Source organism: Mesorhizobium loti (assembly GCF_003148495.1).
Taxonomy (GTDB): Bacteria; Pseudomonadota; Alphaproteobacteria; order Rhizobiales; family Rhizobiaceae; genus Mesorhizobium; species Mesorhizobium loti.
On sequence record NZ_QGGH01000001.1, the window covers coordinates 1438229 to 1463939 of the forward strand.

The window sequence follows — 25711 nt, forward strand, 5'->3', positions numbered from 1 at the left end:
GGGCGCCGGCCACCATTGATCAGGGCCTGATCTTCGCCGTCCGTGCACTCTGCCAAAACCAGATTGCGAGCGAGCCGGATCGCCCACGGATCTGCGTTTCCACAGGTCCTTTCAGGGTGCCGGATTTGAACAACGCGCAGTCGCGGCCGGCGACATCAAGCATTTTGTCACTCACCGCGACGTCAGCATTCTGGTCGGCCGCGATCTCCATCAAGCGACTGGCAACGTTGACAGTGTCACCGATGGCCGCGATGTGCTGACGGCCTTCGCTGCCGAGTCGAGAGGCCACGATTGTTCCGTGGTGGGCTCCAATCTTGAAGCCGAGCCGGGATGCGGTCGATGCCGGCAACGAGGCGAGCCAATCGTTGGTGCGGCTGGAGAGCCCCACACAACAGCGGGCGGCATTGAAGGCGTCGTTTGTCGCTGGTTCCGGCAGGCCGAACAGGATCATGGCTCCGTCACCCATGAAACTCGTGACGACGCCACCGCAGCGCGCCACTTCTTCGTCGACCAACGCATGGAAATTGTTCAGGAGTTCGCGTGTGGCGACCGGCCCCAATGTTTCACTCAGCCCGGTGAAGCCGGACAGGTCGATGAACAGGATGGCGGCGTCTCCCCGCACGGGGTCCGAGAGGAAGTCGCCATGCTTGGCGAGCCACTCCCCCATGCCCGAGGCTTCAACGCGTTGAAGCAATTGGCTCTGCGTTGCGAAAAACTGGGCCCGGCTCCTGCCCAGCCAAAGCTGCGCGGCTCCAAACAAGATAGCCGGCGGAACGGCGGCGGCCATCGGCAACGCGGCGCTCAGCCAGATGTGGTGCGAGAAAGCGGTCATGTTGACCACGAACCAGATCAGGACCACGCCGGCGATCGCCGCGAGGCCGCTGGCGTTTCGCCGCCATGCCAACAGCCCCACGAGAATCATGGGCAGCACCACCGCAAAGCCGGCATCCGCAAGCCGGACATACTGGTCCCGCACTGTACCGTCGCCGCTCATCAGATGGGCAATCGCCGTCGACATGACTTCGACGCCCGGGAGTATTGGATCGAACGGTGTCGGGAAGACATCGCCGGTGCCGGTTGCGGTTGCTCCGATCACGACGATTCGATCCCGGATGGTGCCGGGATCGAGTTGGCCCTCCAGCACGGTCGCCGCGCTGATCGTGCGGATCGTGCCGCGGGGGCCGTAGAATGTCAGAGGCAGGATGTGACCAATGTCGGTCCGGATCGGCCGTCCGCCCAGCGAGAGATGATCGGGTGCGATTTCTGGATCCTCACCTGCTGCCATGGTGGCGACACGCAAGGAGAAAGACGCTTCCAGCTGGGGTCCGGCCCGAAACAGCAACGGCACGAACCGGGGCGTTCCCGTCTTGTCGGTAACCACGTTGACGACGCCGACAGCCGCGGCATCCGAGAACGCCTTCAGGGGCCACAGAAACCGCTCGGCATTCGGCACGCGGGCGAGGGGCCCTTCGCCCTCGGCCACCGTCCATTGTTCACCTCCGGGGTAGACCGCCGCGGCAGCGATGACGCTTCTGCCCCCGCTCAGCGAACGCGCGAGCGCCTCATCGTTGTCCTTTGCTCCGGGATCGACCAGCAGCAGGTCGAGCGCAATGGCTTTTGGTCCAAGGCCGGCGATCGTATCGACAAGCCGGGCAAGCGTGGCGCGGCTGAGGGGATATGTGCCCTCGTGCCGCACCGCTTCATCGTCTATGGCGACAATGGTGATCAGCTCCGGTGGCTTTGCCGTTCCTCGAACGAGCGTTCGAAGGTCGGTCATCGTTGCTTCGACGCGATCGAGAAACCACAGATGACCGCGCCAGTGCGCGAAGCCCAGGCCGGCACCCCAAAGACCCGCGAGAATGAGCGCGATCAGCGTCGGAAGCGCCCGCCTGCTCACCGCGGCTCACAGGCCGAAACGGGCCAGCAATGCGGAAACGCGCTTGGCGGGCCAGCGCTTGACGGTGAGCGGTGCCGTTCCGGGCTCGACGTCGACGCCTTCGCCCGGCTTCAGCACCACCCCGGCATCGGACGCCGCCCTGTGCACGGCGACGCGGCCCCTGAGGACGAAAACAGACGTCTTGCCCTCGCCTGTGTCGACTGCCCATTTGGTGCCTCGCACCGCGGCGATCGCCTGCGGGGTGACAACCGCGAAGCCACCCGGGACCGAGCCGGCTGGTGCATCGAGCAGCAGCGCCTTGCGCCGCAACCTGACCGCATCGGCCTTGCCGTTTCGATCGCCGTCCTCCAGCGTAAAACGAGCGCCCTCTTCCACAATGACGGTGAGGCCTTTGCGACATTTCAGAACCTGCCGGGCCGTACCGGCCACCGGCTCCAGCCTGCACCCTGCGTCCTGCGCCAGGGCGGCATCTACCCAGAAGACACCGGCAAACAGGCCAGCCACCATCAGGCTGCGGAAAAATCGGTCCCTTGCGTTCATCGACGTCCCCTTGCTCCTGCGAAGTTTGCGGCAAGAAAATCTTGCCGGCGCCAGCCCGGCGGATGCTTGCGAACCGGCACTTGCAGCCGTGTTGCGCCGAGGGATGCCGACGGGCGATCCTAGCACGACAACCCTGCTCCGACACCAAGCAAGGTGCGATGCAAATGTCGACGACTATCAGGCGGAGGCGTTTTACATGACACGGTCGAGGGAGGGGCTGGGGGCTCAGAGCAAGAACCCTGCACCACGGCGACCTCGCGCGCCGCGCAGCCTCAAGGGGAAGCGGCGGTCCCAACCATGGGGGACAGATGATCAGAAAACTGAAAGGCGGAAAATACCGCTTCTATTCACGCAAGAAGGACGAAAAGACCGGCAAGCGGCGGAACCTGGGCACGTTGGAGACCCGCGAGGCGGCGGAGAAGCATGAGCGGGAGGTGCAGTATTTTAAGCGGCATTGAGGAGGGCGCTTTTTGGTACCTGCCCTTTGGCTGTGGCAACAGCCATACATTACCGCCGCCACTTCATTGAGGCCTTCACTCTCAGTATATTGGAGGCCTTCATTCTCGGTATACAGATGGCAGCAATGCACCTCAATTTCGTCGTCCAATGACTGGGCATTTGAGCCAAAAGCTGCCGTTGCCGGACGGCAGCTCCAATATTTTCTTTCCTGTTAGCTGACGGTCAGTAGACGGCCCCACGCGTTGCTTTGCGCAGATGGCTGTTCTAGATTCGTTCCATGCTCCGGAGCTACACAAGTTTAAGGGACGGGAAGAATGCATAGGGGTGGGATCGCCGACAAGGTGGGCAACCGCTTCGAAGCGCGCTGGCTAACACATCAGCTGCTCGGATTATTGGATGGCACCGTTCAAGAGGTCACCGTTGAGGCGCTCGGTGACGAGGAGCAGGGGTTCGAGTTTTCGCTTACTCGTGCGGCCGGGAGCGAGTGGCATCAGTGTAAGCGTCAGATCGCCTCGGGGACTTGGTCGATCGCTGCCCTCGATGCCGCCGGCGTGCTGAGGGCATTCCGCGCCAAGACTGCGGCCGACGGCGCACGTTGCCTATTTGTGTCAAGCGATCCATCGCCGCCAGTGAAACTGCTCCAGGACAAGCTGCCAGCGACGCATAGTCTCGAGGCGTTCGAGACCAGTCTTTCGGACAAGGAAACGCAGCATTGGTGCCTGCTCAAGGAGCGATTGGGTTGCAATGGCACCGAGGCATTTCGATTCCTCGGCATGACAGAGTTCCGCACTTTATCCGAGCCCGATCTCGCTGAAAATCTGCGCGCGCGTATTGCCTATTGGTTCAAAGGCGATCCCGATTCGATCGCCGCGCGGTTCCGCTCTTGGCTTGAGGAAGAGCGCAATTTCAACCGGCCGCTCTTATATGACGATATCATTGGCTTTATCCGCGGCGCGGGCATCGAGACCAAGCAGTATGAGCTCGACCGCGCTCTGCCAGGGCGCATCCGCGATGCGACCAGTAGCTATGTTGGTTCCTATCCGCCGCTCGGTGCCGGCCTATATCGCATCGAGCGTGCGGCGGTGCGAGATGTGCTTAGCGAGATGCAGGGGGGTGCTAGGGTGGTGCTGCTTGCCGGTGCCGCTGGAATCGGCAAGTCGGCCATTCTCTCCGATGTAATCGAGCAACTTCGTGCCCAAGGCACACTCCATCTCGCCTTTCGCGTCGATCAGGCCGGCCCCATCGCAACGCTCGACGAACTTGGCGCGCAAACGGTCGGCACCGCCGACAATCCGGCAGTAATCCTCGAGCAACTTGCCGCGAACAAGTGCGCCGTACTGCTCATTGACCAAGCTGATGCAGTCAGCGAAGTATCAGGCAGGATCGCCGAACTGCGACGCGTCGTGCTTGATCTGGTGCGCAAAGCTAAGCAATACCCGCATGTCCAACTGATCTTCGCGTGCCGCAGCTTCGATCTTGATAACGATCACGCGTTTCGAGAGATTGCCGAGGCCAAGGGCAATGCGCGGGTCGATGTCGGATTGTTCGAGCGCGCTGAGGTCGATCCGGTGCTTGCGCGGCTTGGCATCCTTTGCGATCCCGCAAATGCTCGGCTAATGGCGCTGCTGGCGCTTCCAATCGGTCTCACGCTCGCTGCCGCCCTCGCGCAAAGTGGTATCAGCGACTTGCGCCGGATAGAGCATCTCTCCGAACTCTATGGCCGGCTGCTCACCGTGCGCGAGCAGGAGATACAGCGCGACTTTCGTCCTGGTTGGAGTGTCTTCGCGCCGCTGACCACACTCGCCATAGCGATGAGCGAGCGGCAAGAACTCGTCGCTCCGGTGGTGACGCTCGATCCTTTCGCGGGGGCGCTTGAAATCCTCCAGCGCGCTGGATTGATCGTCGTGCGCGGCCAGCGCGTCGGATTTTTGCACGAGTCTCTGTTCGATTATCTGCATGCCCGCGCCTTTGTGCAGGAGCGCAAGCCGCTGATCGATTTCCTGCTGGCCAGCGAACAAACTTTGTTCCGCCGGACACAGACCCGACAGATCCTCGCGTTCGAACGCGAGCTCGAGCGTGCCCGCTACCTTGCCGATCTGAGTGCGATCCTAAATGATGCGCGCGTGCGTCCGCATATCCGCGAAACAGTCGTTCGCTGGCTGGCGACGATCCCCGACCCGACCACGGCGGAATGGGAGATCGTCGAGCGCTACGCCCACCGAGACGGGCTTCCGGTCAAGTCGGGCAGCGTCATTTATGAGCGGAGGCCGTGGTTCGACTTGCTCCATGCGCAAGATGTGATCCAGGCCTGGCTCGCGCATGACGGCGAGGATCTAAACTGGGCACTGGGCCTCCTTCGGTCAGTCGCACCGCTCGCGCCCAATGAAGTCTCCCAGTTGCTTAACGACTTTCTTGAGCGCCGGCCCGAACGTATCCGCGAAGTATTTGGAACCTTGCGCTTCATCGACCCCAAGGCCGATGCTAAGCCGCTCGCCGATTGCCTGATAGCCTCACTCGCCCGCGCGGTGCCTCAGGACTGGGAGACCGGCGGCAACGATTGGGACGACTACTATGGGTCTTGGATTAAGGCCGCACCTAATGAAGCGGCACGCATTTTTGGCGCGCAACTAGAACGCTGGTTCCGCCTTCATCCAGAAGGACATCCCTTCGAGCATCGCTACCGAGATGGCGGGACATCCATCCATTGGCTAAATGAGCTCGCCAAGGCTGCGCCGCTAGCGTTCCTTGAGCAACTACTGCCTTTTATGCGGCTCGCGATATCGCGTTCTATTGAGGGAGTTTCGAAGCCTGCCAACGATTCGATCTGGCATTGGCGATGCTGGGATCAGACCGAAGTGCGATCGGTCGACTTGCTCGATCTGGTGCGCGCATCGCTGGCGCAAGTCGCGCGCGAGAACCCGCAAGCCGCAGTTCGATTGCTTCGCGCGATGGAGCCCGAAACGTATATCACAAGTCTTCATTTTCTGCTTGAGACGGTTGCGGCAAATCCAAAGTCGTTGCGCGACCTTCTCGTTGAGCAACTTGGCAATCCTGGGCTGTTCAAAGCGGGCTGGTACAATGCCGACGCACATTCGGCCGGATGCGCGCTGGCCGCCGCCATGCCTTGGCTCACACCGGATGAGTGCGAGCGCTGCGAAGCAGCAATTCTTGCATTGCGGCCTGAAATCGACAGTGCGAAGCGCGCGCTCGCGCGGCGCGAGAGTACGGAGGGCGAGCCTCCGCTTGTGCCGAAACTGAACGATTATCCGACTTGGTGTCTCAACGATTCTGGGAGGCGCGAATGGTCGGTGCTGCGCCAGATTGGTGCCGAGCGGCTATCATCCCATGCTCTACGCCGATTGGCCGAGCTTGACCGTAAGTTTATTGGGCAAAAGCCCGAGCAACCCGACGGTATCCGCGGAGGGATGGTACGCTCGCCGATCGATGGTGAACGCACCAAGTTCATGAATGACGCTGCCTGGGTCAGCGCGATCGCCAAATTTGGCTTCCCGCGTGAGCGACGTTTCCGGGGCGAAGACGGATTGCGTGGCGGCGCAAGGGAATTGTCGTGCGAATTGAAAGAGCGCGCCAAAGAGGCGCCCGAGCGGTTCCTCGCGCTGCTGGGCCAATTTCCCAAGGGCACGCACAAGGATTTCGCATGGGGTATTACCGCCGGTATTGCCGAGGCCAAGCCCGACGCCGACATGATCGAACGGGTCCTCATTGCTATGGAAGCCAATCCTGCTGCGAAAGCGGACGATCGTTCGTTGATCTGGATGATCCGAGCGTGCAAGTCGCCGATCGGTCCACTTGCTGAAGCTTTGTTGCTTGCCGTTGCTGCGAAAGCCGACGACATCACCGAGATGAGCGACATAAACCGCGGCGAGCGTGCAAAGGAGCCCGACTGGAAACAAGCTTTTACGCTCGGCAGCGACCTTCGCGGCAAGGCGATCAACTCGGCACGCGGCGCAGCGCTCGAAATTCTCGGAAGCGTTTGCTGGCCTTCGAAAGAGGCCTTCGAGAAACACCGTTCGACGATCAGCGCTATAGTTGGCGCCCCCGCAGCGGCGTATGTCCAGTCGGCGCTCAGCGGCTTGTTAATGTGTGCACTCAAGCACGAGGGGAAGCCGGGCGTCGAGTGGGTGCTACGGACCGCACGTGCCTGTCCCGAGGCCCTATACTCCCACCAGGGCCAGCAGATCGTTAGCTGGGTCGCCGACCTCGATATCGAAGGCTTTGCGCAACTGATCAACCTTTATCTGATTAATACAGATCCGCTCGCTCGAGGGTTCGGCGCGCTAGCCGTCTTCCGGCACTGCCTCAACGATCAGGACTGGCTGCCGCTTGCCGAGAATTTGCTCGAAGCCGATGCTGAGTATCGCTCTGCTGCGGCCGCGATCGCCGCTGCCAATTTCGACTCCGCACGCTTCGGTACAACTTGCACCACCTGGCTGGTTCGGCTGTTCGACGATGACGAGAAGGTTGTGCGGAACGAGGCGAGCGACTGTTTTCGCCAGATGAAAGTCACTAACATTGCAGCCCATGCTGAACTGTTCGAGGCTTATTCGGCGTCCAAATATTTCGAGAGCGATCGGACGTATTTTCTGCATCGGCTCGAACATGCCGCGCCCGGTCTTGACGATCTCGTGCTCAAGCTGCTCGAGCATACGGTTAGAGAGAGAACCGACTCCGGCCAGGATCCGCGAGCCTATGAATTACACGAAGTCGGCGAACTGGTGCTCAAGCTCTATGCTTCAAACATCGAACATCCAATTCGGCGGGCACGCGCGCTCGACCTGATCGACCGGCTGGTCGAGCGCGGTCTTATGGGAATGCAAAAGCTCGACGCGGTCTGACCGGCATGCTCCAGCGAGGCTAGCAGCCAACTTTCGGTGTCAGCTCTGGCGTCTCCAGGGCTCGAAATCAGACAGGCCATTCTCGGCCCCTATCAAGACGTACAATGTGTCGCCGGTTGGAGCCGCCAACAGGCGTCTGTCCAACCGTCTAATTTTACGCAGCTGCCAAGCAGCTATCCCCCTCTTATTAACCATTCGTTAACCATTCCCTCGCTAGCGTTTACCTCTCAGTAAGGATTCGCCAGCCGTGACTTTTGCCGCTCCCCTCGAGGCCAAATCCATTCGTTTTCGCGCCCGCTCCTTCGTAGCTTTCACTCTGACGCCGGAGGCGCCTTTGGACGTGTGGCTCGAGGGGCTCGACCACTGGATCGGCAATTCGCCGGGCTATTTTGCCGGCCGCCCGGTGGTGCTTGATCTCAACACATTGAAGCCCGATGTCGCCGCGATCGAATCGTTGGTCGGCGTGCTTGGCCATCGCGGCATCCGCATCTACGCCATCGAGCTCGACGGCCACACCGCACTCGCGCCCAACCTGCCGCCGGTGCTGGTCGGCGCCAAGGAGGCGACGACGGATGGGTTGCTGCCCCGCGAGGCGCGGGCGGAGGTTTTGGACAGGGCCGAGGGCAGGGCGCCGGAACAGCCCGCGGAAGCGCGCGCGGGTACGGGCAGCGCAGGCAAGGACCAAGCTAGCGACGGCAAGGTTGACGCAAGCAAGGCGGGCGATAGCGAGCCGCAGATTGCGCAGGAGGCTTCGGGCACGCTGATGATCAAGGCGCCGATCCGTTCCGGCCAGGCGATCGTGCATCCGCATGGCGATGTCATCGTGCTGGGCTCTGTCGCGTCCGGTTCGGAGATCATCGCGGCGGGCTCGATCCATGTTTATGGCACGCTGCGCGGGCGCGCTTCGGCGGGTGCGCTGGGCAACAGGGGCGCGCGCATCTTCTGCCGCAAGAACGAGGCGGAGCTGCTGGCGGTCGACGGCTGGTACGTCACCGCCGAGGAGATGGAAGGTGTTTCGCGCGGCAAGCCGGTGCAGGCGTTTCTCGACGGCGAGAGCTTGCGGGTTTCGACGCTGAGCTGACATTCGATTGGGGCGGCCGGGTCGCTTGTCAAGAACACGATATTTGGGCGGCCGAGGCCGCCCGGCAAGAACAACAAATGAACAACAACGGAGGCTTTTCAATGGGCAAGGTAGTGGTGGTCACCTCGGGCAAGGGGGGCGTCGGCAAGACGACCTCGACGGCGGCCCTGGGGGCTGCGGTCGCCAAGACCGGCAAGAAGGTGGCGCTTGTCGATTTCGACGTCGGCTTGCGCAACCTCGACCTGATCATGGGCGCCGAGCGGCGCGTGGTGTTCGATCTCGTCAACGTCATCCAGGGTACGGCGAAACTCTCGCAGGCGCTGATCCGCGACAAGCGGGTGGAGACGCTGTTCCTGCTGCCGGCCTCGCAGACGCGCGACAAGGATGCGCTGACCGAGGAGGGCGTCGGCGAAGTCATCGACAAGCTGCGCTCGGTGTTCGACTACGTGTTCTGCGACAGCCCGGCCGGCATCGAGCGCGGCGCGCAGCTCGCCATGCGCTTTGCCGACGAGGCGGTCATCGTCACCAATCCGGAAGTCAGCTCGGTGCGCGATTCCGATCGCATCATCGGCCTGCTCGACGCCCGCACCATGAAGGCGGAGCAGGGCGAGCACATCGCCAAGCATGTGCTGGTCACGCGCTATGACGCGGCCCGCGCGGCGCGTGGCGAAATGTTGTCCATCGACGACGTGCTGGAAATCCTGTCGGTGCCGCTGCTTGGCATCATCCCGGAGAGCCAGGATGTGCTGCGCGCCTCCAACCTCGGTTCGCCGGTGACGCTGTCGGAGCCGCTCAATTCTGCTGCACGCGCCTATCTCGACGCCGCCAGGCGGCTCGAGGGCGAGGAATTGCCCGTCATCGTGCCCTTCGAACGCAAAGGTTTCCTCGATCGTCTTTTGGGAAGGAGGGCGGCATGAACCTGCTCGACATCTTCAAGCGGCGCTCCAGCGCGCCGGTGGCGCGCGAGCGGCTGCAAGTGCTGCTTGCCTATGAGCGCCGCAACCGCAGCCAGCCCGACCTCGTCTCCATCCTGCGCGAGGAGATCATGGCCGTCATCGCCAAGCACGTGCAGATCGACCAGGATTACCTGCAGGTCTCGATGGACCGCGGCGAGACCATGTCGACGCTGGAAATCGATATCCAGATCCCCAACAAGAGCGCCGTGCCCATGGCGATGGCGGGCTGACTTTTTACCCTCCCCCTTGTGGGGAGGGTTGCTGCTAAGCAGCGGGGTGGGGGGCAGCACCCCACCCGGACCTTCGGTCCGACCTCCTGCGCTTTGCAGGGGCGAGGACCCCAAGCTTTTCGACACCCGCGCAGGCTGCTCGCAGCATCCAACCCCCCAAATGTCCCAAATTTACCTTGCCGCCAACAGGGGCTTCCCCTGTGCGGCCAGCGGATGTAAGGTCATGTTAGTAATTCGTTAAGTACCGAGTTGGGGTGTGAGTAAAAGGAGTTCGAGCATGAACTTCAAGGGCTTGCTCAAGCGTGCTGAAGACGTAGACAAGGCATTCCAGGAACTGCAGGTCGATCTGGCGGATGCGCTGGATTCGGATCTCGTCGCCGAGGGCCAGGCGCCGCCAAAGAGCGACACTGTCGCGGATGCCCCGGATCAGGCGGCAGGACCCGACGACCCGCCGCCCGAGGCGAATGCGGCAAATCCGGATGGTGCGGACACTACGAATGATGCGGGCAGTCCCGAAACCGCGCCACGGCTGACGCCCCATACCCAGACGCGGCTGGCTGCGCTGAGTGCCTTTGAAGGGCTCTTCCACGACGCCAGGGACTATCTGGACGAGATCAACGGCAAGCTGTCGGAGATCGCGACCTCACACCATCTGACGCGCGAATTCCTCAACATCCTGCACAACGACATTCTTCGCGCCAACGAGTTCGAGCTTGCCAATGCGGGCCTCGGCGCGGAACAAAGAACGCTGTCGGAAAAGCTGCACGACGCGGTGAGAAAGCTGCGCGAGCGTGACGGCGCTTTCGAAGCGCTGCAACAGCGCGAGACAAGCCTGGTTCAGGACAGGGAGGCGCTTCGCGCAGCGCTTGCCGCGGTAAGGCTGGAGCTTGTGGAGACAGCCAATGCGAGCGCAAAACGCGACGCGGAGTTCGGCGACATCGCCAAGCGGCTGACCGCCAGAACGGTCGAGGCCAACAGGCGCTTGCGCGAGAGCAAGATGCTGCGCGAAAAGCATGTCAACCTGTCCATCGATCTCGACAAGGCGCTGAAGCGGGAATCCCAGGCGCGCCACAGGCTCGACGAGCTTTCGACGATCCATGCTAGCGAAGCAGCGCGGCTCGCGGAACTGCTGGCCGCGCTGGGCAAGAGCGAGAAAGAGGAGATGCGGCTGCAGAAGTCGCTCGAGGCCGCACAGGCGAAGCTGTCGGAAGCAACCGAAGCGGCCCGCATGATGGAAGGCGACAGGGAAGCCGAACTGTCTCGCAGCCAGGCGGAAATGCGCGGCTTGCGTTCGGAGCTCCAGGACCTGCAATCGCGACTGGAGCAGGCCTCGAACGAGAACAGCGAGGCCGCCGGCGAAATCGCCAGGCTCAAGACCGAACTGAACGACGCGCTGGCCGAAAAGAAAATCGCCGACGAAAGATTGTCCGCTCTCACCCATGAGAACGAAAACGACAAGATGAGCCTTTCCAGATTGAACGCCGATCTTTCGCAGCTCACGCTGCAACAGGCATCGGAGCAGATACAGCTCGATGTCCAGAGGCAGGAATGCGACGACCTCAGGGCCGAAATCGAGTCACTCAATGCCCGGGTCAAGGAATTGCTGCCCTACGAGCGGCTGCACAAGGCCACCAATGGCAGATCGCGCGAGAGCGGCGTGGTCGAGATTGCCGGCGTGGTGGCGGAGAAGGCACGGGAAACGGGCAGGCGGCGCATCCGCAGGAACCTCCGCGCGGCGACTTAAACCGTGCAGGCTCTCCGCGTCGTCGCGGAGAACCCGCGAGGAGGCCGGCACCGCATCCGGAGAGTAAACCAATGGGCACCGGCCAAGGCGGATCGACAGGTCCGCCGCGAGAGGCAAGGTAGCGAGCCTCAACACCGCATGGCATTGGTGCGATCACGGAAGGTGCCAGCGGCAATTCCCTGGCCTCTGATTCGAACCATGCGGCGGCCCGCCAACAAGCAAGCCACGAACGCATACGGGAAGCGATCGCGTGCCGACCCGGACCCTGATCAGTCGATCGGCTCGTGCTGGTAGAGCTCGTCCATGCTGAGTGATGCCAGGGCGCCGAAAGGCGCCTGCTTTTTCACGCGACCGCCGCTGAGGATCACCACGTCGTCGCAGAACGAGATGGTGCTGTGATGGTGACTGATGACGATGGTCGTGCGGCGGCCGGCTCTCGACTTCAGGGTCTCGACGATTGCCGCTTCCGACAGCCCGTCCACCGCATTGGTGGCTTCGTCCAGGATGAGGAGATCGGGATCGCGCACCAGGGCCCTGGCCAATGCTATCCGTTGCCTCTGTCCAGCCGAGAGATTGACACCCCTGTAGCCAACCAGCGTCTCGTAACCCTGAGGCAGCCGTTCGATGAATTCATGCGCTTCGGCCAGTCTTGCGGCGCCCTCGGCGTCGCCGGCGGTGGCCGCGTCCTGGCCGTAGGTTATGTTTTCAAAAATGGTGCCGTCGACCAGTTCCAGCTCCTGGCTGGCCAGTGCGATGTGCCGTCGCCACTGGCTGGCATCGATCCAGTCGAGCGGTGATCCGTCGACGAGAATCCTACCGGTGTCCGGTTCCACGAAGCGGCACAGGAGATTGACGATGGTCGTCTTGCCGGCGCCCGAGCGGCCGATCAGCGCCGTCGAGCGGCCACTGCCGATTTCGAACGTCGCCGCATGCAGCACCACTTCACGCCGGTCCGTGCCGGAATAGGTGAACGTCACATCATCGAACTTGATGCCCTGGCGCAGACCGTGGAACGGCCCGTCGCCTCGCGGCGGTTGCGGCTTGCCGGTGGGATCCAGCAGCCATGTCACCTCTTCGAGCGATCCGCTCAGGCCTTGCAGCTGGCTCCACGACCCCTGCAGGGCCCGCATATGCGGCTGCAGCCTGTAGAGCAGTATGACGAACGCGATGATCAGCGGGAAACTCACCTGCGCCAGCCAGGCGCCGATCACCACCGCCAGGAACAGCATGGCGTGGAGAACCTCCGTCAGCGGCGGCAGCGCTCCCTGGCGCACGAGCAGCACGAAAGAGGCGCGGCGAACCGCATCGGAGGCTGTGTCGAATATCGCCTTCTCCCGGTTCTCCTGTCCGAAGATGCGGATCAGCCGTCCGGCATGCACAAGGTGGAGCATCTGCGAGGCGAGGTGGCCGTTGCGCGAAGCGACGCTGCGGCTGGGCTCCTTCAGATTGGCCGAGAGGATGGCGTGCGCGATCTGGACGAGCGCCAGTCCGAGCGTGACCAGCAGCGTCATGCGCCACGAAAGCAGCAGCAGGAAAGCCAAGAGGATGATGGCGGCGGATGCGCTGACGATGGCCGACAGCATGATCTGGATCGCATCGGATGCCCGCCAGGATTCGTTGGAGATGATGTTGAGCAGGCGTCCCGGACTCTGCCGCAGGAAGAACGGGTAGCCGACCCGCAAGAGCTGCTCCGACAGGGCGCTACGGATCGAATGACTTGCCTTGCCGGAGATGAAGGTCGTCAGCAGCGTGTTGGCGAAGGCGAAGACGTTCTTCAGGACGATCGAGCCGAGGATGGCGAGCGAAATGACGACAAGCCGGTCGCTTTCGCTCAAGCCCGATCCGACGTGCTGGAGGACAGCGGAGAAGCCGGCCATTCCCGCCGCATCTCCGTGTCCCATGATGATGCCCAGCAGCGGGATGATCAGGCCGATGCCGAACCCTTCGAGGACGGCGCTGACCAGACCGAGAACCACCACGGCCGGAAGCAGGCGCAATTGCCGCTTTCCGAACGCCCGGAACAGCATCGGCAGGCTTGGCGGTAGCAATGGCATTATAGCGTTTCACCTCACCTGGGCATTGGCTTGTTGATCTTGCCGCACCGGCTCAGCCTGCGGCCGTCTCGCCAGCAGCAGAACCGCGAACCTGGCCGCACCGAGCAAATTCATGGCGACGATCGGCCAGTGCGACAGGTTGAGTTCACGGTCGAACGCAGGCCCACCTGTCAATTCCCGCAAAGCCCCTCGTGCGGCCCAGTAGAAATGGCGAAACAGCCAGGGCGCATGGCGAACATGCTTCAGGCAGAGCCCGCCATTGCCCAGGCTGTAGTCGCGGTGGAGCTTTTCGATGGCCTTGCGATCCCGCCGGCCGTGATGATGGAATATCGTCATGTCAGGCACATACTCGACCGGGATACCGAGCAGCATCGCCCGCACGAGGTAATCGGTATCCTCGGCAGACCGCAATGGTCCCCCGGCGCCGAAGCGTTCGTCGAAATAGCCGATGCTGGCCGCGACATCGCGGTGCATCGTCATGTTGCAGCCCAGCACAAAACCGCCGGGGTGGACATCCGGTGTCAGCCGCTCGCGCACCCACGACCGCTTGATGGTGAACGGCAAATCCCTGGGATCGCCAAGCTCGACACGGCCTCCCCGGATGAGCCATTTTTCCCCGGACGCATAGTGCCGCTCCAGATCGCGCAAATAGTCGCAATGGACCGCGCAATCATCATCGACGAAGACCAGCACACGGCCGCGCGCGCGCCTCAGCCCGGCGTTGCGGGCAGCCGCCAATCCGGGGCGCGGCTCGCAAACGGGCGTGAATGGAATGTCCGACATAGCGGCGATGCTGGCCAGGCGCTCGGCCGTGCGGTCGCTCGAACCGTTGTCGACGACCACGAGTTCGGCCGCAAAACCGGCATGTGCGCGGCACGCGGCTTGCACCGACTTGATGCAGGCATCGAGCACGGCGACGCGGTTGCGCGTGCAGATGATGAAGCTGACTTCCGGCGCCGATCGTTCCGGGCGGGGACCGGCCGGGGCAGGGCCAAGCGCCGTCGAACGATCGCGCTGCAGGGGTTGGTTGGCTTTGACGGTCATCCCTCAGCCCGCCTGATAAGGTGCCAGAACCGCCGCGGCGGGCGCGGATTTGAAGAAATATGCCATGGCGTCCGCTTGCCTGCTGGCCGACAGCGAGGCAAGGCTGAGCCAGGGCGCCCAGGCGCCGGGCCGCAGCGCATATTGCTCGCGGCGCCGGATGACGTTCCACTTCGCGGTCCGCGTCAGCAATTCATGCGTCAGCGGGGGCTGCTTTTCGTCTGCGACGAGCTGGTAGAGGAAATAGAACAGGTTCAGCGCGCCGGCCTCGAAACTCGGCCGTATCGCGGCCGGCAGCGAGCAAATCTCCTCCTCCAGCGCGACGATGAAGTTGGCCGCACGGGTAACCGTGTCGTGGCTGACCGCGTCGCCAATGTCGCGCAGGTCCCGCGTGGCTTGCGCCAGGCCCTCTCGCTCGAGGTTCTCGGCCACGATCCGCAAATGCGTCCTGCGCATCTCCTTGACGTGCCGGCTGGTCACGCTTGCCTGATGGACGCGGTAGACGACCAGGTTTTCGGGCATCATGGCTGCCGGGTAACGGCCGGCCAGCCGCCTGAAAAGATCGAAATCCTCGGCGTGCCTGTAGGTCTGGTCGTAGTGGAGAACGCCGTCGTTGACGACCTTCCTGTTGTAGACGACCGTCGGGTGCATGAAGATCGTGAAGAACATCGCCAGTATGGGGATGCGGCCGAACTGGAACACCGGATCGGGCTTGCCTCTGCCGATGCGGCCGCGGATCAACATATCGACGCCGGCACCGCAGAAGCCGAGTTCGGGCCGCCGCTCAAACAGCGCCACCTGGCGCGACAAGCGCCAGGGATAGGCGACGTCGTCGGCGTCCATCCGCGCGACCAACTCGCCCCGGGCGACCGCCAGCCCTTCGTTGAGCGTCGCGACGAGGCCACGGTTTTCGCGCGAGATGATCGAGATGCGGCTGTCGGCCTCGCGGTAGCGCTCGAGGATCTCGAGCGAATTGTCGGTCGACCCGTCATCGATCGCGATGATCTCCAGGCGGTCGTAATCCTGCCGCAGGATGCTTCCCAGTGCGGCGGCGAGATAGGGCCCGGCATTGTAGACCGGCAACAGGACGGAGACGAGTGGCGCGGCGGTCATCGTCTTGCATCCGTTCGCTGGAGGTCGAGCGATGGCGTGCGGACATCGGGCGATCCGCCAGCCGCCCTTGGGAGCCAGCCGCCACGGCCGGCCTGCGCGGCGTGGGCGCGCGCGACATAGGGGAAGTGGCGCTTGAGGCTGTTGAGCGGCCTTTCGAAAACCACCCAGGAAATCGAGGCCGCGACAATCGTGGCGGCGCCCGCAACCAGGAACCGCCCCGGCCCTTGCTCCGAGACATTGAGCGGAATCCAGGGCTGCGATTTGACGGCGAGCGACAGCAATATCGGGTGATACAGATAGACGCCGTAGCTGATGCGGCCGAGACCAAGCAGCGGCGGCAGGTCAAGAAGCTTGCCGATTGTGCCGCCAAGGCCGCGCGAACAGGCGGCGACGATGACCATCAGCGGCACCAGGGGCAGGACTTGCCGCACCAGCCAATGGGCCCATTCCAGCATCGGATCGGCAGGCGCGGGGACAAACCACTCGATGACAAGGAATGCGGCCGCGAAGGCAGGCCAGCTGAGCTGCATCCAGTGCGGCAGGGCCGCACCCCTGGACCGCCAGCAGGCAAGCAGCGCGCCCGTCGCCAGCGCATCCATGGATGCCGGCGGCAGCAGGTCGCGCGCCAGCGCCGGGGTGGCGGTGACCGGCCAATAGAAGCGATAGGCCAGCGACAGCGCGATGACGCCTATACAGATTTGTTCGAAGCGGCGGCGTGGGGCCAGCAGGACGACCAGCGGCCAGGCAAGATAGAACTGCTCCTCGATGCTCAGGCTCCAGAAATGGCACAGCACCCAAGGGTTCCAGTCATTGCGCAGCGCATACCAGAAGTTCGAGAGATAAAGCGCATGCCAGAGCAGCGATTCCCTGGACTGCTCCAGGTCGACCAGCCAGACGAAACCCAGCACGGCAAAATAGGGCGGGAATATCCGCAGCGCCCGCCTGATGTAGAAGGATCGCAGCGCAGGGCCGGTTTCAAATTCGGCAGCCGAACGCGCTTCCAGGAGCAGGCGCGTGATCAGGAAGCCGCTCAGCACGAAGAACAGCCGCACGCCGATATGACCCCAGAAGGAAGATCCCCCCGCCGCGAAGAAATGGGAGTACATCACCATCGTCACGGCGATGGCCCTCAGTGCATCCAGTTGGATGTCGCGGGCGTTTCCCATCAGCGGCTTCCGCCGGCGTGATGTCCGCGACGAAGCCGCCAGCCGGCCGTTTCGAGCGGCAGGCCAAAGCGGACGAGACTCGCCAGGGCGCCGGCACCGTCAAACCCCCGCTTTGCGAGTCCGATCGGGCCGGGCTCGAAATCGACGGACGGACAGCTCAAGTTGGTCAACCTGGCGGAATCCTCCACGGCGTATGTCCAGTCGCAAACGAGTCCCCCAGGAGATCGTTCGGCTACGGCATTGTGCAGCGCAACACAAAAAATCTACCCGGCTGAAATACTTATGTGAGCAAACGCTAAAAGTTGATAAAACCGGCCGGTTCTCGCCATTTTTGGCGAGTTTCCGCAGAATTTAAATCCTATGATTTAAGCTGTGCCGACATTCCCGCCTCGGTTGATTGAGGAGAGCTCTTGGCTTGAGAGCCTAGTTCTTTGTTAAATCACGAGAAATTTCGGAATCTATATTTTGGCTATATGGATTCGGCCCTGGTTCCGCGGAGAAATGAGTTGGAACCATTGGCTTTGCGCGGTGCAGCATGGTCGCCGTTTTTTCGTCGGTTGCCGCACGCAACGCCCGTCACTCGGCTGAGCGGGCCTCTGCTGTGGGCCGCCAACCCGTCACACCGCCTCAAACATCACCATCTGTTCAAGCCCGCCACCCCGCCGGTTTTCCAGCGTCACGGTGCCGCCGTAGCGCTCGATGATTTCCTTGGCGATGGCGAGGCCGAGACCAGCGCCCGGGATGGATTGCAGGCGGCCGGGGTCGACGCGGAAGAAGGGCTCGAACGCCTTGTTCAAGAGCTCCGGCGGAATGCCGGGCCCGTGGTCCGAAATGGTCAGCACGGCGCGATTGTTGGCCACGGCAAGGTCGATGCGGCATGCCTTGCCATGGGTGGCGGCGTTGACGATCAGGTTGCGGAGCGCCCGGCGCAGGCCGAGCGCGCCGGCCCGCACGCAAACCTTGTCCAGGTGCCCGATGGAGACGGGATGGCCGAGCGACACCATCTCGCCTTCGATGTCGCGAACCGTCTTTTCCAGGTCGACCGGTTCGACGGCGTCCTGGTTGACCTCTTCGCGCACCAGGCGGATGGCGCTGTCGGCGATGCGGTCGAGCTCGTCGAGGTCGTGAAGCCATTTGTCGCGCTCGTCGTCGAGGAACTCGGCGCGCAGCCGCATGCGCGTCATCGGCGTGCGCAGATCATGGCCGGCGGCGGCGACCAGCCGCATGCGGCTTTCCATGGCGGTTCTCAGCCGCGACGAGAGCTGGTTCAGCGCATGCGCGGTGGCCTTGACCTCGGCCGAACCCACTTCCGGCACCGCCGCCAGCACGCCATCCGATCCGATCTTGGAGACGGCGGTCTCCAGCATCTCCAGCGGCCGGATCAGCACCGAGGTGAAATAGACCGACACCGCCGTGGCGCCGGCGACGATCAGCGAGATCCAGCCGGCCAGAATCAGCCATTCGCGCCGTGGCGGATCGATGTGGGGAACCTCCACGATCGCCCAGCGATTGTCGGGCAGGCGCACCGATGCAAGCTGGCCGGGTTCATCCGACTTGTCGCTGACGACAGCCAGAACGTCGAAACCCCGGCGGCGCAAGACGTCGTTGAGCATCGCGGTTTCCGGACGAGCCACCTTGCCCCCGGCCGGGTGGTCGGTGAGCTGCACTTGCAGGACGTCCGGGATCGGGCCGGGCAGCAGCCGCATCACCAGCTCCATCTGCTGGGCGACCCAGGGCACGGTCAGTTCCGGCGGCGGCCCACCGCCGCGCACGCTGATGACGGCGGCCGTCGCCAGGCCGACGACGCCGACGATCGAGGCGACCAGCAGCAGGATGAGGCGGCGGCGCAGCGAGTTCACGCGTGGCTCTCCACCGTGTCGACGCGCGCGGTGAGCTGGTAGCCGCCATTGCGCACCGTCTTGAACAGCGGCCCGTCGCCGGTATCGGTGAATTTGCGGCGCAGCCGGCTCACCAGCACATCGACCGAGCGTTCGAGCGGGTCGCGCTCGCGGCCTTGCGTCAGGTCGAGAAGCTGGTCGCGCGACAGAAGCCTGCCGGGGCGGTCGAGAAACACCTGCAAAAGGTCGAATTCAGCGCCGGTGAGGTCGACGGCGACGCCCTGCGCGTCCGTCACCTTGCGGGTGTCCGGTTCCAGCCTGTAGCTGGCGAAGCGATAGATACGGGCGCGCGGCGGTGCCGGCGCCTCCTCGGGCGTCGAGCGCCTGAGCACGGCGCGGATGCGGGCAATGAGCTCGCGCGGGTTGAACGGCTTGCCGAGATAGTCGTCGGCACCGAGCTCCAGGCCGATGATGCGGTCGACATCTTCCTTCAGCGCCGTCAGCAGGATGACCGGGATGTGCGGCTTGCGGTCACGCAAGCCCCGGCAGATATCGAGGCCGGATCCGTCCGGCAGCATGACGTCGAGCACGATCAGGTCGAACTGACCCACGCCCAGCCGCTGCTCGCATTCGCGCCGGTCCGCCGCCGCCGTGACGCGAAAGCCCTGGCTGTCGAGATAGCGCTGGAGAAGCGTCCTGATCTCGCGGTCGTCGTCGACGACGAGGATATGGGGTTGTGACTGCATCAATCGTGCCCTTGCCTTGGCCGCGATTATAGGGAGAGCCGCGCCCATGCGGCATGGAAAATTGCAACTGAATGTTTCCGGTGGCCTGAGGGAAACATTCGGAAACAAATTGCCCTTTTGCGGAAACCTTCGGCAACACGCCGACGCGAAGCGGACAAACAGGCTTCCTATCCTCATGGTCGTCCGATGCATGAGAGAAAGGAACACCGTCATGCGAAGCAGACTTCTTGCGCTCGGCCTGTTTTCCGTCGCCGCAATCCACCCCGTGCTGGCGGCACAGCCCGATCCGGGCCCCGGCGAGCCCCCGGTCATGGCAATGCAGGATGGACCCGGTCCGCATGGACCGATGCGGCATGGTCCTCAGGGTTTTGGCCCGCAAGCTTTTGGGCCTGAAGGCTTTGGTCCCCGCCGTATGGGGCCGCCGCCGGAATTCATGCTCGCCGCCCGGCTGGCCGCGCTCGAGACCCGTGTCGGCATCCGCAGCGAACAGCTCGATGCCTGGCGCGACTACACCAGCGCGCTGCAGGCCGTGCTGACACCGCCGCGGCCCGATCGCGGCCCTGGTGGTACGGGCGGTCCTGGCGGTCCTGAAGCGAAAGACCCTGATGCAGCAGGCCCGGGCGGCAAGTCCGATCCCTTCGCCTTCCAGGAAAAGCTGGCCGACGACGTCACGGCCCGCGCGGTTTCGGCCGGCAAACTGAAAGACGCGATCGCGGCACTGCGTGCCAAGCTGACGCCCGAACAGCTCGAAATCCTTGCTTCGGCGGAACGTCCCCACGGACCACCCCCCGGTCCCTGGGGCGGTCCGCCGGATGATGCAGCCGGCCCCAGAGGCCTGCCCAACGATGGCAGCCCGCCGCCGCCCCAGCCCGGGAACGGCTGATAACTCTGACCGGCTGCGCCGGCCGGCCCGGTACCCAACCCGATCTCGGGCCGGCCGGTTTCTTCTGGGATGGCGGGCCGCCATCCCAGTTCAAATCATGCCCAATTCAAATCACCAATGGAAAGCACGACAATGTGGGAAGCCATGATGCTGCTGCGGCTGCTCGCGTCCGCCAGCCCGAGATTGTCGCTCGGCCATGCCAGACGCGGTCTTCCGCTGTCCAGACGCGGTCTTCCGCTGTCCGGACGCGGCCTACCGCTGTCCGGTCGCGGCTTGCCGCTGGCTCTGCCGGCCGACACGCTGAAGGGCGCGATCCGCCTGAGCTTCGCCGCCTGGCGCCTGTCGCTTCCGTTTGCGGAGCCGCTCAACAACCAAGGACATCATGACCGCAAGATCGCGTAAGGCTCGGGACCGCGCAGGACTCTGGATCGCGCAGGACTCGGGCAAGACGCTTGGCATGTCCTCGTTGATCGGCATAATGATGTTGGTGGGCATCGCGGCCAGCTACTCGACCTTCGAGCAGCTCCGGCCGCCGAGAAGGAGCGCGACATGAGCCGCTTCGAACCATTGCTCGTCGCCGCCCGCGGACCGGCGCGGCCTACCATCAAGATATCGGTCGGCATGCTTCGACCAAGCGGTCGATTGCCCGCGCACGCAACTCCAGCGAAAGATCATTCAGTCCATGTCTATCCAGTCTAGCCCGTCTCCGCAGCCGGCACTCCGTCTGGCGCCCTGGGCCGCGATGTTCGCTGCCACCCTTTTGCTGGCCGCCTGTTCACAGGAGAACGGCGCTCCCGCCGGCATGGGCGCGGCAGGTAAGCCGGAAGTCGGCGTCGTCACCCTGCATCCGCAATCGGTCGCGATCACAGCCGAACTGTCAGGGCGCACGGCGGCCTCGCTGGTTGCCGAGGTGCGCCCGCAGGTGAACGGCATCATCCAGCAGCGCCTGTTCAAGGAGGGCAGCGAGGTGGCGGCGGGACAGCCGCTCTACCTCATCGATCCGGCAAGCTACAAGGCGGCCTATGACAGCGCGGTCGCGGCCCAACAGAAGGCGGAAGCGGCGGTGCCCACGGCGCAGGCCAAGTTCGACCGCTATGCCGGCCTGTTGAAGCAGAACGTTGTTTCCAAACAGGATTATGACGATGCCGCCGCTACGCTCGCACAGGCGCAAGCCGATGTCGCCTCGGCCAAGGCCAGCGCCGAGACGGCACGCATCAGCCTCGACCGCACCTCGATCACCGCGCCGATCGCCGGCCGCATCGACAAGTCCACGCTGACGCCCGGCGCGCTGGTGACCGCCAACCAGGACACGGTGCTGACCACCATCCGCGCGCTCGATCCGATCAATGTCGATGTCACGCAGTCGAGCACCAATCTGCTCAATCTGCGCCAGGCCATCTCGGAAGGGCGGCTGAAGTTCAGCGGCCCCAATGTCAGCGTCAAGCTGAAGCTCGAGAACGGCACCATATACACGCAGACCGGCAAGATGGAATTCGCCGGCGCCAATGTCGACCAGACCACCGGCACCTTCGCGCTCAGGGCCGAATTCCCCAACCCCGACCGCCTGCTTTTGCCCGGCATGTATGTGCGGGCGCTGGTCGAGGAGGGCGTCGCCCAGAACAGCTTCCTGGTGCCGCAGCGCGCCGTCAGCCGCAACACCAAGGGTGAGGCCACCGCCATGGTCATCAATGCGCAGGGCAAGGTCGAGACGCGCGTGCTCGCGGTGCGCAACAGCGTCGGCAACAACTGGCTGGTGGATTCCGGTGTCGGCGACGACGACCGTGTCATCGTCGAAGGCATGCAGCTGGTGCGCCCCGGCGGCGATGCGACGGGCGTCGAAGTGACGATCGACGAGACGACCGGCGAGGTCAAGGACCGCGGGCAGGGCACTTCGGCCGCACCAGCCGCGTCCAACGCGGCCAAACCGGCGCCTGCCGCCGCGACCGGGAACTGAGCGATGTCCGTATTCTTCATCAACCGGCCGATCTTCGCCTGGGTGATCGCCATCGTGATCATGCTGGGCGGCCTCTTGGCGCTCACCTCGCTGCCGATCTCGCAATATCCGCAGATCGCGCCGACCACGGTCAATATCAGCGCCACCTATCCGGGCGCCGATGCGCAGACGGTGGAAAATTCGGTGACCAAGGTCATCGAGCAAGGCATGACCGGCATCGACAATCTCGACTACATGACGGCGACGTCGACCTCGACCGGTTCGGCCTCGATCACGCTGACCTTCACCACATCAGCCGATCCCGATACCGCCCAGGTGCAGACGCAAAACAAGCTGCAACTGGTGCAGTCGCAGCTGCCGCAGGTGGTGCAGAGCAACGGCATCACCGTCTCCAAATCCTCGACCGGCTTCCTGATGGTCATCGGCTTCGTCTCGACCGACGGCAAGATGAACTCGACCGATCTCGCCGACTATGTCGACGCCACCGTCAACGACACGCTGAAGCGCGTCGAAGGCGTGGGCTCGACGCAGCTGTTCGGCTCCGGCTATGCCATGCGCATCTGGCTCGACCCCGACAAGCTCGCCAAATATGCCCTGATGCCGAGCGACGTGGCCGCGGCGATCGAAGCGCAGAACACGCAGGTTTCGGCCGGCCAGCTCGGCGGCCTGCCGGCGCGCAAGGGCCAGCAGCTCAATGCAACGGTGACTGCCAAGAGCCGGCTGCAGACCGCCGAACAGTTCCGCAACATCATCCTGAAGAGCCAGACGGACGGCTCGCTGGTGCGCCTCAACGACGTCGCCACCGTCGAACTCGGCGCCGAAAGCTATACGACGCAGGCCAATTACAACGGCAAGCCGGCGGCCGGCGTCGCCGTCAACCTGGCGACCGGCGCCAATGCCATCAACACCGCCGAGGCGGTGCGTTCGACGATCGCCCGGCTGAGCTCGACCTTCCCGCAAGGGGTCGAGGTCGTCTATCCCTACGACACCTCGCCCTTCGTGCGGCTGTCGATCGAGGAGGTGGTCAAGACGCTGGCTGAGGCGATCGTGCTGGTGTTCCTGGTGATGTTCATCTTCCTGCAGAACCTACGCGCCACCATCATCCCGACGATCGCGGTGCCGGTGGTGCTGCTCGGCACGTTCGGCGTGCTGTCGCTGTTCGGCTATTCCGTCAACACGCTGACCATGTTTGCCATGGTGCTCGCCATCGGCCTTTTGGTCGATGACGCCATCGTCGTCGTCGAGAATGTCGAACGCGTGATGCAGGAGGAGGGCCTGTCGCCAAAGGAGGCGACGCGCAAGTCGATGCACGAAATCACCGGCGCGCTGATCGGCATCGCCACCGTGCTTTCGGCCGTGTTCGTGCCGATGGCTTTCTTCGGCGGCTCGACCGGCATCATCTACCGGCAATTCTCGGTGACCATCGTCTCGGCGATGGTGCTGTCCGTGCTGGTCGCACTTGTGCTGACGCCGGCACTGTGCGCCACCATCCTGCGGCCGCCCAAGGACCATGCGACGCAGACCGGCCCGTTCGGCTGGTTCAACCGTGTCTTCGATCGCGGCACGCTTGCCTATCGCGACGGCTCGCACGGCATCATCAACCGGTCCTGGCGCTTCCTCGTCGTCTTCCTGGCCATCGTCGTTGCCGTGGGCTGGATGTTTGCCCGGCTGCCAAGTTCGTTCCTGCCGGAAGAAGACCAGGGCATCCTGATCACCAGCGTGCAGCTGCCGGTCGGCGCGACGCAGGACCGCACCGAGCGCGTGCTGGCGCAAGTCACCGACCACTATCTCGGCCAAGAGAAGGACGCCGTCGACGGGGTGTTCACCGCCTCCGGCTTCGGCTTCGGCGGCGCCGGGCAGAATGTCGGCATCGCTTTCGTGCGGCTGAAGGATTTCGGCCTGCGCAAATCGCCGGCCATGGCTGCGCAGGCGATCGCCGGCCGCGCCATGGCCGCCTTCTCCAAGATCAGGGACGCGCAGGTCTTCGCGCTTGCGCCTCCCGCCATCCAGGGGTTCGGCAACACCAACGGCTTCGACTTCTACCTGCAGGACGTCAACGGCGCCGGCCATGACGCGCTGATCCAGACGCGTAACCAGCTTCTGGCCCTGGCCGGGCAGAGCAAGGTGCTCGCCAACACCCGCCCCAACGGGCAGGAAGACCAGCCGCAATTCTCGGTCGATATCGACCAGGAAAAGGCAAGCGCGCTCGGCGTCAGCCTGGCCGACATCAACAACACGCTGTCGACCGCCTGGGGCAGCGACTATGTCAATGATTTCATCGATCGCGGACGGGTGAAGCCGGTCTATCTGCAGTCGGACCCGAACTTCCGCATGCAGCCGGAAGATCTGGACAAATGGCAAGTCCGCAATGCCAGCGGCGCCATGGTGCCGTTCTCGGCCTTTGCCTCCAGCCACTGGACATTCGGTTCGCCCAGGCTCGAACGCTACAATGGGTCGGCGGCGGTCGAGATCCAGGGCGCGGCGGCCACGGGCGTCAGCTCGGGCGCCGCCATGGACGAGATCGACAAGCTTGTGGCGCAGCTGCCCGCCGGTTACTCCCACGAATGGACCGGCCTGTCGCACCAGGAGAAGCTTTCCGGCAATCAGGCGCTGTCGCTCTATGCGATCTCGGCACTTGTCGTGTTCTTGTGCCTGGCCGCGCTCTATGAGAGCTGGTCGATCCCGTTCGCGGTCATGCTCTCGGTGCCGATCGGCATCTTCGGCGCGCTGCTGGCGGCGAGCCTGTTCGGCCAGTCCAACGACGTCTATTTCAAGGTCGGCCTGCTGACCACGATCGGTCTCGCCGCCAAGAACGCCATCCTCATCGTCGAGTTCGCCATCGAGCGGCAGACTGCCGGCATGGGGCTCGTCGAGGCGACGCTGGAGGCCGCGCGACAGCGGCTGCGACCGATCCTGATGACGTCGCTGGCCTTCATCCTCGGTGTGTTGCCGCTTGCGATTGCCAGCGGCGCGGGCTCCGGCGCGCAGAACTCCGTCGGCATCGGCGTGATGGGCGGCATGATCGCGGCGACCGTGATCGGCGTGTTCCTGGTGCCGCTGCTGTTCGTCACGGTGCGGCGCATCTTCAAGGGCAGGGCGGCCAAACCAGATACGGGCGAGACGCCGGTGACGGCCAACCAGCAATAAGGAAAC

The 25711-nt window shown here is 63.7% G+C and carries 18 protein-coding genes; 10 read left to right on the top strand and 8 right to left on the bottom strand.

Annotated features, from left to right (window positions below; all coding sequences use genetic code 11):
* Positions 1-19: 19 nt before the first annotated feature.
* Positions 20-1897, bottom strand: coding sequence for a CHASE2 domain-containing protein (locus tag C8D77_RS07360; protein ID WP_109660637.1), 1878 nt, complete (start codon positions 1895-1897; stop codon positions 20-22).
* Between the two features lie 6 nt (positions 1898-1903).
* Positions 1904-2437 (bottom strand): FecR domain-containing protein, encoded by a 534-nt coding sequence (locus C8D77_RS07365; protein WP_109660639.1) that lies wholly within the window; start codon positions 2435-2437, stop codon positions 1904-1906.
* Between the two features lie 308 nt (positions 2438-2745).
* On the opposite strand from C8D77_RS07365, the gene C8D77_RS07370 reads away from it, so the two are divergent.
* The 6 genes from C8D77_RS07370 (at position 2746) to C8D77_RS07395 (ending at position 11763) form a co-directional block, all read left to right on the top strand.
* Entirely contained in the window at positions 2746-2895 is a 150-nt protein-coding gene (locus C8D77_RS07370; protein ID WP_109660642.1) for a hypothetical protein, read from the top strand.
* Between the two features lie 315 nt (positions 2896-3210).
* Positions 3211-7752 (top strand): NACHT domain-containing protein, encoded by a 4542-nt coding sequence (locus C8D77_RS07375; protein ID WP_109660644.1) that lies wholly within the window; start codon positions 3211-3213, stop codon positions 7750-7752.
* A 247-nt stretch (positions 7753-7999) separates the two neighbouring features.
* Entirely contained in the window at positions 8000-8833 is an 834-nt protein-coding gene (gene minC, locus C8D77_RS07380; RefSeq protein ID WP_109660646.1) for a septum site-determining protein MinC, read from the top strand.
* Between the two features lie 101 nt (positions 8834-8934).
* Positions 8935-9750 carry a septum site-determining protein MinD gene (minD, locus tag C8D77_RS07385; protein WP_109661403.1) on the top strand — a complete coding sequence of 272 codons (816 nt, stop codon included), beginning with the start codon at positions 8935-8937 and terminating at the stop codon, positions 9748-9750.
* Positions 9747-10019 carry a cell division topological specificity factor MinE gene (gene minE / locus C8D77_RS07390; RefSeq protein ID WP_023813379.1) on the top strand — a complete coding sequence of 91 codons (273 nt, stop codon included), beginning with the start codon at positions 9747-9749 and terminating at the stop codon, positions 10017-10019. Before minD ends, minE begins: the two co-directional genes overlap by 4 nt.
* A 277-nt stretch (positions 10020-10296) precedes the next feature.
* Positions 10297-11763 (top strand): coiled-coil domain-containing protein, encoded by a 1467-nt coding sequence (locus C8D77_RS07395; RefSeq protein WP_109660648.1) that lies wholly within the window; start codon positions 10297-10299, stop codon positions 11761-11763.
* 269 nt (positions 11764-12032) lie between these two features.
* Here the strand turns inward: C8D77_RS07395 and C8D77_RS07400 are convergent, their stop codons facing one another.
* From C8D77_RS07400 to C8D77_RS07430, 6 genes are all read right to left on the bottom strand, one after another.
* Positions 12033-13817: an ABC transporter ATP-binding protein gene (locus tag C8D77_RS07400; protein WP_109660650.1), complete on the bottom strand. Its 1785-nt coding sequence runs from the start codon at positions 13815-13817 to the stop codon at positions 12033-12035.
* A gap of 9 nt (positions 13818-13826) precedes the next feature.
* Positions 13827-14861 carry a glycosyltransferase family 2 protein gene (locus C8D77_RS07405; protein WP_109660652.1) on the bottom strand — a complete coding sequence of 345 codons (1035 nt, stop codon included), beginning with the start codon at positions 14859-14861 and terminating at the stop codon, positions 13827-13829.
* A 3-nt stretch (positions 14862-14864) separates the two neighbouring features.
* Positions 14865-15971, bottom strand: a complete 1107-nt coding sequence (locus C8D77_RS07410) for a glycosyltransferase family 2 protein (protein WP_109660654.1) — start codon at positions 15969-15971, stop codon at positions 14865-14867.
* Positions 15968-17137, bottom strand: a complete 1170-nt coding sequence (locus tag C8D77_RS07415; RefSeq protein WP_109660656.1) for an acyltransferase family protein — start codon at positions 17135-17137, stop codon at positions 15968-15970. The genes C8D77_RS07410 and C8D77_RS07415 overlap by 4 nt, the downstream gene beginning before the upstream one ends.
* A gap of 617 nt (positions 17138-17754) precedes the next feature.
* Positions 17755-18996 carry an ATP-binding protein gene (locus C8D77_RS07425; protein WP_109660660.1) on the bottom strand — a complete coding sequence of 414 codons (1242 nt, stop codon included), beginning with the start codon at positions 18994-18996 and terminating at the stop codon, positions 17755-17757.
* Positions 18993-19721, bottom strand: coding sequence for a response regulator (locus C8D77_RS07430; RefSeq protein ID WP_109660662.1), 729 nt, complete (start codon positions 19719-19721; stop codon positions 18993-18995). The genes C8D77_RS07425 and C8D77_RS07430 overlap by 4 nt, the downstream gene beginning before the upstream one ends.
* 211 nt (positions 19722-19932) lie before the next feature.
* On the opposite strand from C8D77_RS07430, the gene C8D77_RS07435 reads away from it, so the two are divergent.
* The 4 genes from C8D77_RS07435 to C8D77_RS07450 all read left to right on the top strand — a co-directional run bounded on the left by C8D77_RS07435 (position 19933) and on the right by C8D77_RS07450 (position 25705).
* Positions 19933-20604 carry a hypothetical protein gene (locus C8D77_RS07435; RefSeq protein WP_109660664.1) on the top strand — a complete coding sequence of 224 codons (672 nt, stop codon included), beginning with the start codon at positions 19933-19935 and terminating at the stop codon, positions 20602-20604.
* Between the two features lie 147 nt (positions 20605-20751).
* On the top strand, positions 20752-21006 hold the full coding sequence (locus C8D77_RS07440) for a hypothetical protein (RefSeq protein ID WP_245951665.1): 255 nt from the start codon (positions 20752-20754) through the stop codon (positions 21004-21006).
* A gap of 280 nt (positions 21007-21286) precedes the next feature.
* Positions 21287-22558, top strand: a complete 1272-nt coding sequence (locus C8D77_RS07445) for an efflux RND transporter periplasmic adaptor subunit (RefSeq protein ID WP_109660666.1) — start codon at positions 21287-21289, stop codon at positions 22556-22558.
* A 3-nt stretch (positions 22559-22561) separates the two neighbouring features.
* The gene (locus C8D77_RS07450) at positions 22562-25705 is read left to right on the top strand and encodes an efflux RND transporter permease subunit (protein WP_109660668.1); all 3144 of its coding nucleotides are present in this window, start codon (positions 22562-22564) and stop codon (positions 25703-25705) included.
* Positions 25706-25711 lie beyond the last annotated feature (6 nt).